Origin of the sequence: Burkholderia sp. AU31624 (assembly GCF_020420065.1) — a bacterium.
Taxonomy (GTDB): domain Bacteria; phylum Pseudomonadota; class Gammaproteobacteria; order Burkholderiales; family Burkholderiaceae; genus Burkholderia.
Window position 1 is genome coordinate 85,962 of sequence record NZ_JAIZRT010000003.1, and the last position, 15,086, is coordinate 101,047.

At 68.9% G+C, this 15,086-nt stretch carries 11 protein-coding genes; 6 read left to right on the forward strand and 5 right to left on the reverse strand.

The window, feature by feature from the left end; translation table 11 throughout:
• Positions 1-114: 114 nt before the first annotated feature.
• The 3 genes from LGM89_RS10705 to LGM89_RS10715 are packed head-to-tail and all read left to right on the forward strand — an operon-like array spanning position 115 to position 2,947.
• A complete protein-coding gene (locus LGM89_RS10705) occupies positions 115-1,083 on the forward strand; it encodes a PRC-barrel domain-containing protein (protein WP_226273043.1) in 969 nt (322 codons plus the stop codon).
• Positions 1,080-2,339, forward strand: coding sequence for an MFS transporter (locus tag LGM89_RS10710; RefSeq protein ID WP_039370460.1), 1,260 nt, complete (start codon positions 1,080-1,082; stop codon positions 2,337-2,339). The genes LGM89_RS10705 and LGM89_RS10710 overlap by 4 nt, the downstream gene beginning before the upstream one ends.
• 41 nt (positions 2,340-2,380) lie before the next feature.
• Entirely contained in the window at positions 2,381-2,947 is a 567-nt protein-coding gene (locus LGM89_RS10715) for an FUSC family protein (protein WP_089426010.1), read from the forward strand.
• Positions 2,948-3,013: 66 nt separating this feature from the next.
• On the opposite strand, the gene LGM89_RS10720 is transcribed toward LGM89_RS10715, so the two are convergent.
• Both LGM89_RS10720 and msbA read right to left on the reverse strand, forming a co-directional pair.
• Positions 3,014-3,394 carry an RcnB family protein gene (locus tag LGM89_RS10720; protein ID WP_089473314.1) on the reverse strand — a complete coding sequence of 127 codons (381 nt, stop codon included), beginning with the start codon at positions 3,392-3,394 and terminating at the stop codon, positions 3,014-3,016.
• 106 nt (positions 3,395-3,500) lie between these two features.
• Positions 3,501-5,252 carry a lipid A export permease/ATP-binding protein MsbA gene (gene msbA, locus LGM89_RS10725; RefSeq protein ID WP_226207186.1) on the reverse strand — a complete coding sequence of 584 codons (1,752 nt, stop codon included), beginning with the start codon at positions 5,250-5,252 and terminating at the stop codon, positions 3,501-3,503.
• A 224-nt stretch (positions 5,253-5,476) separates the two neighbouring features.
• Here msbA and LGM89_RS10730 point away from each other — a divergent pair, with 224 nt between their 5' ends.
• The 3 genes from LGM89_RS10730 (at position 5,477) to LGM89_RS10740 (ending at position 8,608) form a co-directional block, all read left to right on the forward strand.
• Positions 5,477-6,229 carry a glycosyltransferase family 2 protein gene (locus LGM89_RS10730; protein WP_089456663.1) on the forward strand — a complete coding sequence of 251 codons (753 nt, stop codon included), beginning with the start codon at positions 5,477-5,479 and terminating at the stop codon, positions 6,227-6,229.
• Between the two features lie 120 nt (positions 6,230-6,349).
• A complete protein-coding gene (locus LGM89_RS10735; RefSeq protein ID WP_069248514.1) occupies positions 6,350-7,192 on the forward strand; it encodes a glycosyltransferase family 2 protein in 843 nt (280 codons plus the stop codon).
• Between the two features lie 135 nt (positions 7,193-7,327).
• A complete protein-coding gene (locus LGM89_RS10740; protein WP_089456665.1) occupies positions 7,328-8,608 on the forward strand; it encodes an O-antigen ligase family protein in 1,281 nt (426 codons plus the stop codon).
• 154 nt (positions 8,609-8,762) lie between these two features.
• On the opposite strand, the gene LGM89_RS10745 is transcribed toward LGM89_RS10740, so the two are convergent.
• The 3 genes from LGM89_RS10745 to dnaE all read right to left on the reverse strand — a co-directional run bounded on the left by LGM89_RS10745 (position 8,763) and on the right by dnaE (position 15,046).
• Complete coding sequence (locus tag LGM89_RS10745) at positions 8,763-9,941, reverse strand: glycosyltransferase family 9 protein (protein ID WP_226273044.1); 1,179 nt, start codon at positions 9,939-9,941, stop codon at positions 8,763-8,765.
• 175 nt (positions 9,942-10,116) lie between these two features.
• Positions 10,117-11,208, reverse strand: a complete 1,092-nt coding sequence (locus tag LGM89_RS10750; protein WP_226273325.1) for a glycosyltransferase family 9 protein — start codon at positions 11,206-11,208, stop codon at positions 10,117-10,119.
• 307 nt (positions 11,209-11,515) lie between these two features.
• On the reverse strand, positions 11,516-15,046 hold the full coding sequence (gene dnaE, locus LGM89_RS10755) for a DNA polymerase III subunit alpha (RefSeq protein WP_089495366.1): 3,531 nt from the start codon (positions 15,044-15,046) through the stop codon (positions 11,516-11,518).
• Between the last annotated feature and the right edge of the window lie 40 nt (positions 15,047-15,086).

Sequence of the window (15,086 nt, forward strand, 5' to 3'; positions counted from 1 at the left end):
GACCTGAAAGCAAGACACGTTAAAATCTCACCTCGCGTGGTGCGCCGCCCGCACCCGCCATCCATCGCCAGCCGCGTGCCCTCGGGCCGCCCCCGACCCATGGAGTGAGTGTCAATGAGCGGCGGACTTCCGTTTCCCGCATCCCGCAGCAAGTCGTTGCCGTCCTCGACGGTTTTCCTGATCCTCGCCGCCGCCACGCTGCTGTCCGGCTGCGGGCTGCTGCCGGTGCAGAATCCGCCCGCGCCGATCAGCGAGGCGCTCGTCGAGCCCGTCGAGGAAACCGCCGGCGAACCGCTGACGATGCCGCCCGTGCCCGCGCCGACGCACCCGGAGGAGCCGGAAGCGCCGAAGAAGCCGCACCGCGAAGTCGCGCGGCCGAAGCCCGTGCAGCGCCCCGAATCGCCGACACCGGCGCCGACACCGCCGCCGCCGATCGTCGCGACGCGCCCGCTCGACCGCACCCAGATCCATGCGCTGCTCGACAGCGAGGTCGCGCGCCGCAACGGCAAGGTGATCGGCCGCGCGGTCGACATGGTGACCGACGCGAGCGGCAAGCCGCGCGAGATGATCGTGAACCTGCAGGGCTTCATGGGCGTGGGCGACCGCAAGGTCATCTTCCCGTGGAACGTGTTCCGCTTCACGCCGGGCGGCAAACAGGAGCCGATCGTGCTCGACGTGCCGTCGGGCGACCTGCCGCCGGCCGCCCGGCCCAAGGCCGTGCCGCTGTCCGGTTCGGCAGCCGCCTCGCCCGCGACGCGGCTGCCGCTGCTCGACAGCGACGTCGAGCGCCCGAACGGCACGAAGATCGGCCGGATCGTCGACGTACTGATCGACCGCGCATCGCAGCCGCAGGCGGTCGTGCTCGACCTCGGCGGCCTCGTCAATACCGACCGCCGTTCGATCGCCGCGAGCTGGGGCGCGCTGCGCTTCGTCACGCGCGACAAGGCGCTGCATCCGCAGCTCGACCTGAACGACGCACAGATCAAGGCGTCGCCGCCCTACGCGGCCGACAAGCCGATCGTCGCGGTTTTCCCCCCGCCCGTTGCCCCGGCACCGGCTTCGTCTGCGAGCGCGACCCGATGACGATCAAGCATTCCGTCAGCGCACGCAGTCTCCGGTCCCTCGACTGGCTCAACTTCTTCGTTGCAAACGTTCAAACAGGGTTCGGTCCGTTCATCGCGTCCTACCTCGCGTCGCACAAGTGGACGCAGGGCGAGATCGGCATGGTGCTGTCGATCGGCACGATCAGCGCGATGGTCAGCCAGGTGCCGGGCGGCGCGGCCGTCGATGCGCTGAAGAACAAGAAAGGCGCGGCCGCGTGGGCGATCGCGGCCATCATCCTGTCCGCGGTGCTGCTCGCGTCGAGCCCGACGATCGTGCCGGTGATCGCCGCCGAGGTGTTCCACGGCTTCGCGAGCTGCATGCTCGTGCCGGCCATGGCCGCGATCTCGTTCTCGCTCGTCGGCCGCGCCGACCTCGGCGACCGGCTCGGCCGCAACGCGCGCTGGGCGTCGATCGGCAGCGCGGTCGCGGCGGGCCTGATGGGGCTCACCGGCGAATATTTCTCCGCCCGCGCGGTGTTCTGGCTGACCGCCGTGCTCGCGCTGCCCGCGCTGTTCGCGCTCGCGATGATCCAGCCGACCCACGAGGTGATCCCGCAATCGTCGAAGCCCGACGATCGCGACGAAGCCGGCGAACGCGAAACGCTGCTCGAACTGCTGCGCGACCGCCGGATGCTGATCTTCGCGGCGTGCGTCGTGCTGTTCCACCTGTCGAACGCGGCGATGCTGAACCTCGCGGCCGGCGAAGTCACGGCCGGGATGGGCGAGAACGTGCAGCTCGTGATCGCCGCGTGCATCATCGTGCCGCAGGCGATCGTCGCGATGCTGTCGCCGTGGGTCGGCCGCTCCGCGCAACGCTGGGGGCGCCGGCCGATCCTGCTGCTCGGCTTCTCGGCGCTGCCGGTGCGCGCGCTGCTGTTCGCCGGCGTGAGCAGCCCGTACCTGCTGGTGCCGGTGCAGATGCTCGACGGCATCAGCGCGGCCGTGTTCGGCGTGATGCTGCCGCTGATCGCGGCCGACGTCGCGGGCGGCAAGGGCCGCTACAACCTGTGCATCGGGCTCTTCGGGCTCGCGGCCGGGATCGGCGCGACGCTCAGCACGGCCGCGGCCGGCTATGTCGCCGATCACTTCGGCAACGCCGTGAGCTTCTTCGGGCTCGCGGGCGCCGGTGCGCTCGCGGTGCTGCTGGTCTGGCTCGTGATGCCCGAAACGCGCGTCGCGAACGGTGATGCGGCCGCCGACGAACCGGCCGCCGCATCGCCGGAACAGGCGCGCTGACACCGGCGCGCCGCCGTTACCCGCTTCTTGGCCAACGCATGATGGATACGATCAGGACACTCAACGAAGCCCGCCAGCAGATCCAGCAGTCGATCTTCGACCTGTTCAAGGGGCTGTCATTCAGCGAGCGGCTCGCCCAGGGCGGGCTGATGGCGCTGCAGGCCGTGTGCGGCGCCTGCCTCGCGTACGTGATCGGCCGCGCGCTGCACACCGAGCAGGCCGTGTGGGCGGCGATCACCGCGATCGCCGTGACGCAGCACAACTACTCGGACACGATGTCGCTGTCGCGCGACCAGTTCGTCGGCGCGATGGTCGGCGGCGTGCTCGGCTTCGCCGGCGCGGCGCTCGGCGGCGACCGCCTCGTCGCGTATGCGATGACCGTCGCGGTCGTGATCGTCTGCTGCTGGTGCCTGAACGTCGGCAGCGCCGCACGGCTCGGCGGCGTGACCGCGACGATCGTGCTGCTGTTTCCGGGCAACGGCCCGCTGTGGGACATTCCGCTGATGCGGCTCGGCGAGGTGACGCTCGGTACCGTATGTGCGCTGGGCGTGTGCTGGGTGATGTCGAAAATCGAGCGCCGCTGGTTCCGCCACGCGGCGGCGAAGTGACGCGTTGATCCGGTTGCCCGGCGCGCATCGCGGCATCGCGCGATCCGTGCCGGGCCGTCGGCCAGGTCAGTTACCGATCCGCAGCACGATGCCGGAACCGATCTGCACCAGCAGGTGATCCCCGCCGACGCCGACCCATTGATAGCCGCGCGGCGGCGGGCTCAGGCGATAGCCGCGCCAGTCGTCGATCACGTACTGGCGATCGCGGAACTCGGGCGGAAGCCGGTCGCCCTTGTGCCATTCGCGGCGCGGCTGGTCGGCCCAGCGCGGCGGCACGTCGTCCTCATGGCGCATCTGGCCGGGCGGCATGTGTTTCGGGCCGTGGCCGCGCTGCATGCCATGGCCGCCCTGGTCGTCGTGGTGGTCGTGGTCCTGCGCCATCGCGGCCGGCGCGGCGAAACCCGCCGCGATCAGCGCGGCCAGCATCATCCCGTGCATCTTCTTCATCGTGCCTTCCCTCCGTGTTGTCACGTCGAACGAAACCACTCGGACTGCCCGATGAAGACTAGCACACGGTATCGCGGGGCCACATGACCGCGCATATGACCGCGCGTTACGCCGCCTGCTGCTGGTACTGGATCCGGTGCAGGTGCGCGTAGAGGCCGCCGTGGCGCAGCAATTCCTCATGGCTGCCCTCCTCCACGATCTTGCCTGCCTCGAGCACGAGGATGCGGTCCGCGCGCTCGATCGTCGACAGCCGGTGCGCGATCACGAGCGTCGTGCGGCCTTCCATCAGCCGTTCGAGCGCGGCCTGCACGTGGCGCTCCGATTCCGAGTCGAGCGCCGACGTCGCTTCGTCGAGGATCAGGATCGGCGCGTCCTTGTAGATCGCGCGCGCGATCGCGAGCCGCTGGCGCTGGCCGCCGGACAACCGCATCCCGTTGCCGCCGACGAGCGTGTCGAGCCCGTCGGGCATCGCGGCGACCGCATCGGCGAGGTTCGCGGCCTCGAGCGCGGCCTGCACGCGCGCGCGGTCGGGCGTCTGCCCGTACGCGACGTTCGCGGCGATCGTGTCGTTGAACAGCACGACGTCCTGGCTGACCATCGCCATCTGGCCGCGCAACGCGTGGAGGTCGTAGTCGGCCACCGGCACGCCGTCGACCAGGATCGCCCCGTCGGTCGGGTCGAAGAAGCGCGGCAGCAGGTTCACGAGCGTCGTCTTGCCGCTGCCCGACGGGCCCGCGAGCGCGATCATTTCACCGGGCGCGACCTTGAACGAGATGCGGTCGAGCGTCGGCCGCTCGGCCGCGCCGTAGTCGAACGTCACGTTGCGGAACTCGATGTCGCCACGCGCCTGGGCGAGCGGCCGGCCGCCGCCCTGCGGCTCGGCCGGTTCGTCGATCAGCCCGAAGATCAGTTCGGCGGCCGTCATCCCGCGCTGCAGCGGCTGGTTGACGTCGATCAGGTGCTTGAGCGGCGAGATCACCAGCAGCATCGACGTGACGAACGCGACGAAACCGCCGACCGTCGTCTGGTCGTTCGACGACTGCACGACCGCGATCGTGATCACGACCGCGAGCGCGATCGACGCGAGGAACTGCGTGAGCGGCTGCGCGAGGCCGCCGGAGATCGTCATGCGCATCGCATAGCCGCGCAGGCGCTTGCTCATCTGCGTGAAGCGGTCCATCTCGTACGCTTCGCCGTTGTGCACCTTGACGACCTTGTAGCCGCCGACCGTCTCCTCGACGATGTACGACAGCTCGTTGGTCAGCGTCTGGTGCTCGCGGTTCAGGCGGCGCAGGCGGCGGTTGATCTTGCTGACGAGCCAGCCGATGCCCGGCAGGATCACCGCGACGATCAGCGTGAGCCGCCAGTTCAGGTAGAACAGGTAGCCGAGCAGGAAGATCACCGTCAGCGAATCGCGCACGAGCGTGACCATCACGCCGGTCAGCACCGACAGGATCTGGTTGACCTCGAACACGATCGCGTTGATCACCGTGCTCGCCGTCTCGCGCTGGAAGAACGACGCGCCCGTGTGCAGCATCCGCTGGAACATCTCGAGCCGCAGTTGCAGCAGGATGCGGTTCGACACGTAGTTGAGCAGGTAATTCGACGCGTACTGCGACACGCCGCGCACGAGCGCGAGCCCGATCACGGCCATCGGCACGTACCATTTCGCGCGGTCGCTGCCGTGCGAGCCGAAGCCGTGATCGAGCAGCGGCTTGAGCAGCGCCGGGATCCCGGCCTCGGTGGCCGCGACGACGCCCATCGTCATCACGGCGAGCACCACGATGCCGATCAGCGGCCGGATGTACGGCCACAGGCGCTTGAGGACCGTCACGGGCGAGGTGCCCGTGCCGTCCATCGGTTTGCGAAGAGTGTTCTGGGTTTCCAAGGCAATCCTTCTTGAGCCGCGAAGCGGCGCCCGGACGTGGCCGCCCGGGATGTCGCCCTGTCGGGCGGGTGCCGAAAAGGGCTCAACATTATAGCCGCACCGCCCCGGCCGGCACGGTCATGGCCGCTGCGGGCGGCGGCCGGGCCGCGGGTATACTGCCGCTCACCGTTTTCTCCGCCTTTTCCGACGATTTCATGGCTGAACCCTCCCTCGGCGTCGCCCTCATCGCCCTCAACGCGTCGGCGCGGCTTGCGCAGTGCCTGGCCGCGCTGTCGTTCGCCGACGACGTCGTCGTCATCGACGGCGGCAGCACCGACGATACCGTCGCGATCGCGCAGGCGCACGGCGCGCGCGTGATCGTCGAGCGCGACTGGCCCGGCTTCGGCCCGCAGAAGAACCGCGCGCTCGACGCGCTCGGCACCGACTGGATCCTGTCCCTCGATACCGATGAAGTCGTCACGCCGGAACTCGCGCAGTCGATCCGCGACACGATCCGCGCGCCGGCCGCGCAGGTCTATGCGGTCGACCGCCTGTCGAGCTTCTGCGGCCAGTGGATCCATCACAGCGGCTGGTATCCGGACTGGATCCCGCGGCTGTTCCGGCGCGGCGCCGCGCGCTTCTCCGACGATCTCGTGCACGAGCGCCTCGTGTTCGACGGCGCCGCGCTGCGGCTGTCCGGCAAGCTGATGCACTACTCGTACGAGGATTTCGAAACCGTCGTGCGCAAGCTCGACGCCTATTCGACGGCCGGCGCGCGCCAGCGTCGCGCGGCCGGCCAGCGCGGCGGCTTCGGCAAGGCGCTCGCGCGCGGCGCCTGGGCGTTCGTGCGCACCTACGTGCTGCGCCGCGGCTTCCTCGACGGCCGCGCCGGCTTCATGATCGCCGTGTTCAACGCGGAAACCGTGTACTACCGCTTCCTGAAGCTCGGCCACGAACGGGCCCGCTGAGCGCCCGCCCGGCAGGGAGCCGGCCCGGCGTTACAATGCCGGGCTGCCCGCGCCGCGCGTGCCCGCCCGACCGGCGGCGCCACACGGCGCCCGCCACGACGACTACCGAATCCGACCGCCATGTTCTCCATCATCATTCCGACCTGGAACAACCTGCCGTACCTCAAGCTCGTCGTCGACAGCCTGCGCCGCCACTCGGCGTACGACCACCAGATCATCGTGCACGTGAACGACGGCTCGGACGGCACGCTCGACTGGGTGCGCAGCGAAGGGATCGAGCACACCGCATCGCCGACCAACATCGGCATCTGCCACGCGGTGAACTGGGCCGCCGCGCGCGCCACGCGCGACTACGTCGTCTACATGAACGACGACATGTTCTGCTGCCCCGGCTGGGACACGGCGCTCGTGCGCCGCATCGAACAGATGCCGACCGACCTCTTCATGCTGTCGGGCACGATGGTCGAGCCGGTCGACACGCGCAACCCGTGCGTCGTGGTCAGCAACTTCGGCCGCGACGCCGAACATTTCGACGCGGCGGGCCTCGTCGCGGCGGCGCCGAAGCTCGTGCGCGCCGACTGGCTGGGCTCGACCTGGCCGCCGACGCTCGTGCACCGCGACTGGTGGAACCGGATCGGCGGCTACAGCAGCGAGCTGTCGCCCGGCATGAGCAGCGACAACGACTTCTCGATGAAATTCTGGGATGCCGGCTGCCGGATCTTCATCGGGGTCGGCGACAGCCTCGTCTACCACTTCCAGCAGAAGAGCACGGGCAAGATCGTCAAGAACGATGGCCGCCGCCAGTTTCTGAACAAATGGGGCATGACCCAGGCGACGTTCGACCGCCACTACCTGCATCGCGGCGAGCCGGCCGGCACGCGCGTCGCGCTCGACACGCCGGCCGTGGAAGGCAGTCTGAAGCGCGCGCTGCTGCGCTCGCGGATCAAGCGCGCGTTCAGCTGATCGCGCCCCGAAAACGACACGGAAACGCGCGCTGCTTCGCGTATACTCTGCGCCGTTCGTCCCGGATCTCCCACCGGGGCGCGCGGCGCGCAGCACGACGTACGCAAGCCGCATTCGTCCATTCGACAGGTTCCGATGCTTTCGTTTTCCGCTCCCGCCTCGCGGCGCCTGACCGCCGCCCGCGCATTCGCCGTCGCCGCGCTCTGCATGGTGCCCATCTCGACCGCACTGACCAACGTGTTCTGCGGGCTGTTCGCCGCCGCGCTCGTGATTTCCCCCGAATTCTGGCGCGACCTGCGCTCGTTCGTCACCGACCCGGCCTCGCTCGCCGCGCTGCTGATCCTGGCCGCGCTGGCCGCCAGCGTCACCTATACGGTCGCGCCGCACAACAAGGCGTGGAACTGGGTCGCCAAGTACGACAAGCTGCTGCTGCTGCCGTTCGCCGTGCTCGCCTTTCGCCACTCGAACTGGGCGCCGATCGTGCGGCGCTGCTGGTTCGGCACGCTGTGCGTGGTCCTGCTGCTGTCGACCACCAACTATCTCGGCCTGACCGCGATCGGGCCCGCGCACGCGACCGAGCTGCCGCTGTCACGCGCCTGGGTGTTCAAGAATCACATCGCCGCCGGCATGTTCGGCGCGCTGCTGTTCTACCAGGCGGCCGATCTCGCGCTGGCAGCCCGCACGGCGCTGTCGCGCGCCGCGTATGCGGGCGTCGCCGCGTGGTCGCTCGTCAACGTGTTCGTGATGTTGCAGGGTCGCACCGGGCAGGTCATCGCGCTGCTGCTGATCCTCGTCGTCGCCGTGCGTTTCGTGTTGTTGCTGCGCCGGCAATCGGCGCTGCGCGCGGGGCTCGCCGCCGGCGTGTTCGTGCTGGCCGGCATCGCGCTCGTGATCGCCGCGTGCACGGTTCACAACGGCCGGCTGACGAAGGTCGTGACGGAAGTGCAGCAATACCGGCAGAGCGACGCGGCCACGTCGACCGGGCTGCGCCTCGAGTGGTACAAGAAGGGGCTCGAACTGTATCGCCAGCGCCCGGTGATCGGCTACGGCGCGGGCGGCCTCGAATCCGAATTCGAGCGACTCACGGCCGGCAAGACGGCGGCCGAAGGCCAGCTCACGTCGAACCCGCACAACGAATACCTGCTGATGGCCGTGCAGCTCGGCACGCTCGGCCTGGTGCTGTTCGTCAACCTGATCGTGCAGATCGCGCGCGGCAGCCGCACGCTCGATCCGCGCTCGCGGCACCTGCTGCTTGGCTGGCTCGCCATCTTCGCGATCGGCAGTCTCGCGAATTCGCTCCTGCTCGATTTCGCCGAAGGACACCTGATCGTGCTGCTGGCCGGCATCCTGCTCGGCTGCGGCGAGCGCGCCGAGGCGCTGCCGCGCGAAACGTCGGCGATCCGGCGCAGCGCGTAACGCGCAGCGGCCTGCGCTGCGCTGGCGGCCGGCTTCGACCACCGCAGCGCTCTTCACGATCGATCTTCGACGAAAACGGGCCGGGCGGCTGGCTCGTCGCCAAACAAGCCGCCCGGTACCGGACAACCGCGTGAGAACGCGCGTCGCCCGCGCGTCAGTCGGATCCGGTGCGGTGCAGTCGCGACGTATCGACGACCGTCTCGGCCGGGCCCGGCGGATTCAACCCGAGCATCTCGGCCGCCGCGGCTTTCACGCGCTGCGCACCGAGATTGACGAGGCAGTCGCTATGGCTGTCGACCTTGCGCTCGCAGCCCTCGTGCCGGCACGGCACGCAATCACCCTCCCCCTGCAGCAGCCACACGTTCCCGTGCCGCCCCGAGCCACGCAGCGGCCACGGATTCTCGGTCGCCGGCCAGTGCTGCGGCCACGGCCCCCAGCGCACGGGGTCGGACGGGCCGAACAGCGCGATCGTGTCGGTGCCGGTCGCGGCCGCGACGTGCGTCGCGCCGGTGTCGGGCCCGATGAAAAGCCGTGCCCGCCGCACGAGTTCGGCGCTTTCGCCGAACGTCAGGCGGCCGACCAGGTTCAGCACGTCGCCGCCCGCGTCAGCCGCGACCTGCGCCGCATACTCGCGTTCGCTGTCGGCCGGGCCGCCCGACAGCGCAACCGCGAAGCCTTGCTCGCGCAGCCATCCGATCATCTCGACCCAGCCGTCGAGCCGCCATTGCTTGTAACGGAACATCGGATACGGATGCAGCACGACCAGCGGCTTGCCGGCGCGGATCGCCGGCGATTCGGCCAGCCACGCGTCGAAGCGCGCGCGCCGCGCCGGATCGTCGCCGATGCCGGGCGCGACGACCTCGGACACCGGCTCGATGCCGATCACGGGGGCGAGCGCCAGCGTGCTGACGACCGTATGCGCGGATTCGTGGTGATTGATCGCGATCCCGTTCAGCATCATCCGCGTGAGCCACGTCACGCGGTTCGGATCGACGAGGCCCACCCGCTTGCGGCCCGCGAACCAGCTGTAGAAGCGCGGCCGGTCGGAGCTCAGCGCCGCGCACGCGAGATCGTAGCGGCGCCACATCGACAGCGCGTCGCGCAGCCGCTCGCGGAAGCCCGCGCGTTGCGCGACGACGATCACGCGCCGCACGTCCGGATTGTGCTCGAGCACGCCTTCGGTGCCGCGAAACACCAGCATGTCGATCTGTGCTTCAGGCCAGCGGGCCTTCAGCGAACGGACGAGCGGCGTCGTCAGCAGCACATCGCCGATACGGCGCGGCGCGGCAACGAGGATGGTTCTGGGCGGGCGGGCGGAAGAAAACAGGGCCACGGCGGGTGTGTCTGGCTGGCTGAACAAGGCTGGCAATGTACAGGATTTTGCAGCAGCCGGCGCGACAGGGCGAATCGGCCGTCCGGTCAGCCTGATGCGGCCCCGTTCACGAGGTGCTGCGCGGCAGGCGCACCGCGCGCCGCTGGCGTACGCGGTGCCTGCGATACCCGTGGCGCTACGAAGCGATGGTCATGATCACCGGCGTCGCAGCGGCAGCCGCCGGCTGCGTGTGTGCTGCGTCGATCAACCGTTCGTCACGTTGGGTGGCCTGCGGCAGCAGGTGATTCACCGCACGCTCGACCGCGTCGACGCCGATCGCGTCGACGGTCGCGCCGGCGCGCACGATCACGTGCGGCACACCGAGCGGATGCCAGCGCAGGTATTTCTCGGGACGATCCTCGAACAGCGCGGCGACGGGCACGCCGAGCGCCGACGCGAGGTGCACGGGGGCGCTGTCGGCGGAGACGATCGCATCGAGCAGGCTCGCCGCGGCCACCAGGTCGGCGACCGACGACGGCGCAACATGGCGCGCGCACACGTCGCGCCACGAGTCGTCCTCGGGACCATGGCCGACGGCCGGGTCGCGGAACACGATCACGTCGGCATGCGGCGCGAGACGCTCGGCGAGGTCGCGCCAACGATCGGCCGGCCAGCGGCGCTCGACCGCCTTGTTCGTGACGAACAACCCGACGCGCGGCTTCGTGCGCGCGCCGAGCAGCCGGTACCACGCGTCCTGCAGCGCGCGGTCGGGATGAACCGACAACGCGAGGCGGTCGACGTCGGCGCGGCCGAGTTCGGGTACGAGCCGGAAACCCGACAACGCCTCGTGGCACATCGGCCGCTCGGCGACATGCTCGGGCTTGCGATCGTCGAATTCCGTCTCGGCATCGTGCCAGCGGCAATCCTTTGCGCCGATCTGGCGCGCGAACTGCATGCTGCTGCGATGCATGCCGCCGTTCGGCACGACCACGAGGTCGAACCGCAAGCGACGCAGGCGACGCACCAGCCGCAGCCGGTCGAAGAACGCGCGCATCCGCCCGGGACGGTCGTTGCGCTCGCATTGACGGCTATAGACGTAGGTGTGGATCGCGTCGACGTCCGGGTTTCCGGCCAGCGCGGCCGCGTTGTAGCGGTTCGCGACCACATGGAGTTCCGCGCCGGGCCAGCGCTCCTTCAGCGCGCGGAGAAACGCCGTCGTGCACAGCATGTCGCCCAGAAAATCGATCCGGATCACGAGGATCCGCTGCGTCGGGTTCACATTGGCCATGGTCATGTGGGGACTGTCAGTTTTTGTCGTCGCGACGAGCCGTTTCACGGCATCCGGTTCCGGGACGGCCTGGTCGCCTATCGCGGCTCGCCGCATGGATCCGCCCCCGCTTATGTGCGCGATATCGGCGCGATCCGCCGGACAAGCGGCGGTCAGCGCCGCGTTCGTGCGGCTAGCGCCGGATTGTATAGCGTCCGGATGGCCAGCCCAAGACCCGCTTGCGTGAACCTGCAAAAACGGCCCGCCGCACCGCACGATGGCGATGCGACGGGCCGCATGGCGCGACAGCCGTTCGGCAAAGGCGCGATCAGTACGTGATTTCGACGACGCTGCCGTCGAACGTCGCTCGCAGCTCCGCGAGCAGCACGTCGCTCGGCTTGACGCGCCATGCGTCGCCGAGGCGCATTTCACCCTGTGCCCGTGTGTTGCTGTAGTGGACCTGGACCGCGAGCCCGTTCGGCAGCGGCGCCTGTGGGCGACGACCGCCATCGCGCCCGCCGCCGCGCGGCGCCGGCGCCTCGACCACGTTCGCCGCCGGATCGTCCTTCGACACGTGCGGCTCGAGCACGCGGCGCAATGCGGCCGCGTCGGCGTTGCCGTTCATCGTCAGCCGGACGGCCTGCGCATAGCGGCTGCGCGCGCGCTCGAGATCCATCACGGTATCGGCCGTGAAGCGGATGCCGCCCGTGAACGCATCGTTGCGCGCCTGCCCCTGCACGATCAGCAGCTCGTCTTCCTTGAACAGCGCCTTGTTCGCCTCGAACTGCTCGTTGAAGATCGTGATCTCGCACTGGCCCGAGCCATCGTCGAGCAGCGCGATCAGCATCTTGCCGCGCTGGGTCATCTGCGTGCGCAGCGACGCGATGATGCCGGCCACGAGCTTGTCGCGCCCTTCCTTCAGGTCGCCGACCTTCTGCCGCACGAAGCGGCGCACCTCGTCGCGATACGCGTCGAACAGGTGGCCGGACAGGTAGAAGCCGAGCGCGCCCTTTTCCTCCTGCAGGCGGCGCTTGTCGTCCCACGCGGGCTCGTCGACGAGCGCATGCGCGTGCGGCGACTCGGCGCCCATGTCGAACAGGCCGGCCTGCATCGCGTTCGCCTCGGCCTGGTCGGCCGCTTCCATCGCCAGCGGCACCGACGCGATCAGCTGCGCACGGTTCGTGTTCAGCGAATCGAACGCGCCGGCACGGATCAGCGCCTCGACCGTGCGGCGGTTGACGACACGCCGGTCGATCCGCTCGCAGAAGTCGAACAGGTCGGTGAACGCCTTTTCCTCGCGGGCGCGCAGGATTTCCTCGATCGCATTCTGGCCGCTGCCCTTCACCGCGCCGAGCCCGTAGCGGATCGTGCGCGAGCGCTTGCCGTCGGCTTCGGCGACCGGCTCGAAGCGGTAATGCGACTGGTTGATGTCCGGCGGCAGCACGACGAGGTTGTTCACGACGCAGTCGTCGAACAGGATCTTCACCTTGTCGGTGTCGTCCATCGCGAGCGTCATGTTGGCCGCCATGAATTCGGCCGGATGGTGCGCCTTCAGCCACGCGGTGTAGTACGCGAGCAGCGCATAGGCGGCCGCGTGCGACTTGTTGAAGCCGTAGCCCGCGAACTTCTCCATCAAGTCAAAGATCTCGTCGGACTTCTCGCGCGTGAGGCCGTTCTTCGCCGCGCCCTCGGCGAAGATCTCGCGGTGCTTGGCCATCTCCTCGGGCTTCTTCTTGCCCATCGCGCGACGCAGCAAGTCCGCGCCGCCGAGCGAGTAGCCGCCGATGATCTGCGCCATCTGCATCACCTGCTCCTGATAGACCATGATGCCGTAGGTCTCTTTCAGGACGGGCTCGACGCGTGGATCCGGATACTCGACCTTCTCGCGGCCGTGCTTCCGTGCGCAGAAGCTCGGGATCAGGTCCATCGGGCCCGGACGGTACAACGACACGAGCGCGATGATGTCCTCGAAGCGGTCGGGCTGCGCGTCCTTCAGCATGCCCTGCATCCCGCGGCTTTCCAGCTGGAACACCGCGACCGTGTTGGCCTTCTTGAGGATCTGGAACGACGCGGGATCGTCGAGCGGCACCTGCGCGAGCGACCAGTCGGCCTTCGACGGATCGAGGCGGCGGATGTAGCGCTCGGCCCAGTCGAGGATCGTCAGCGTCGTGAGGCCCAGAAAGTCGAACTTCACGAGGCCGACGGCTTCGACGTCGTCCTTGTCGTACTGGCTGACCACGCCGCCGTCGTCGCCCTGCGTGTACAGCGGGCAGAAATCGGTCAGCTTGCCGGGCGCGATCAGCACGCCGCCCGCGTGCATCCCGACGTTACGCGTGAGGCCCTCGACGCGCTGCGCGAGATCGAGCAGCTGGTGCACTTCGTCCTCGTGGTCGTAGCGCTCCTGCAGTTGCGGCTCTTCCTTCATCGCGTCGGCGATCGTCACGTGCTTGCCCGGCTTGAACGGGATCAGCTTCGCGATGCCGTCGGTGAACATGTAGCCGAGGTCGAGCACGCGGCCGATGTCGCGCACGGCCGCCTTCGCGGCCATCGTGCCGAACGTGGCGATCTGCGACACGGCGTCCGCGCCGTACTTCTCCTTCACGTACTGGATCACGCGGTCGCGGCCGTGCTGGCAGAAGTCGATGTCGAAGTCGGGCATCGACACGCGTTCCGGGTTCAGGAAGCGCTCGAACAGCAGGTTGTAGCGCAGCGGGTCGAGGTCGGTAATGCCGAGCGCGTACGCGACCAGCGAACCGGCGCCCGAGCCGCGGCCCGGGCCGACCGGCACGCCGTTGTTCTTCGCCCAGTTGATGAAGTCCGCGACGATCAGGAAGTAGCCCGGGAAGCCCATCTTCGTGATGGTCCCGCACTCGAATTCGAGGCGCTTGTAATACGTGTCGCGCTGCGCGTCGCGCTCGGCCTCGACCGGATACAGCTGCGCGAGACGGGTCTCGAGCCCTTCCTTCGACAGCTGGACCAGGTAGTCGTCGAGCGACATGCCGTCCGGCGTCGGGAACAGCGGCAGTTTCGGCTTGCCGAGCTCGAGCTTCAGGTTGCAGCGCTTCGCGATTTCGACCGTATTCGCGATCGCCGACGGCAGGTCGGCGAACAGCGCGACCATGTCGTCCTGCGTGCGGAAATACTGGTCGGTCGTGAAACGCTTCTGGCGCCGCGGGTTCGCGAGGATGTCGCCTTCCGAGATACACACGCGCGCCTCGTGCGCGGTGAAATCGTCGTCGGTCATGAACTGCGTCGGGTGCGTCGCGACGACCGGCAGCTTCAGCGCGGCGGCGAGCGTCGCGGCCTGCTGGATGTACGCCTCCGCGCCCGGCTGGCCGTAACGCTGCAGCTCGACGTAGAAGCCGCCCGGGAACACTTTCGCCCAGCGCTCGGCGTGCCGGCGCGCGGCTTCTTCGTTGCCTGCGGCAAGCGCGAGCCCGATATCGCCCTGTTGCGCACCCGACAGCGCGAGCAGCCCTTGCGAGCGCTCGCCGTCGAGCCAGCTCGCGTCGAGTTCCGCACGGCCGCGGTACTGGTTCGTGAGCCACGCCTTCGACAGCAGCTCGCACAGATTCAGGTAGCCGACCTTGTCCTTGACGAGCAGCAGCAACCGCGACGGCTTGTCGCGGTCGTCCGGATTGGCGATCCAGACGTCGCAGCCGGCGATCGGCTTGATGCCCTTGCCGCGGGCTTCCTGGTAGAAACGGACGAGGCCGAATGCGTTGCCGAGATCGGTGAGCGCGAGCGCGCCCTGACCGTCCGCGGCCGCCGCCTTGACGATGTCGTCAATGCGCACGATGCCGTCGGCAATCGAGAATTCGGAGTGAACGCGAAGATGGACGAAGCGAGGATCTGACATGGGCGCTATTGTAGCCGCCTCGCCGCGCGGGCTGCCCAAA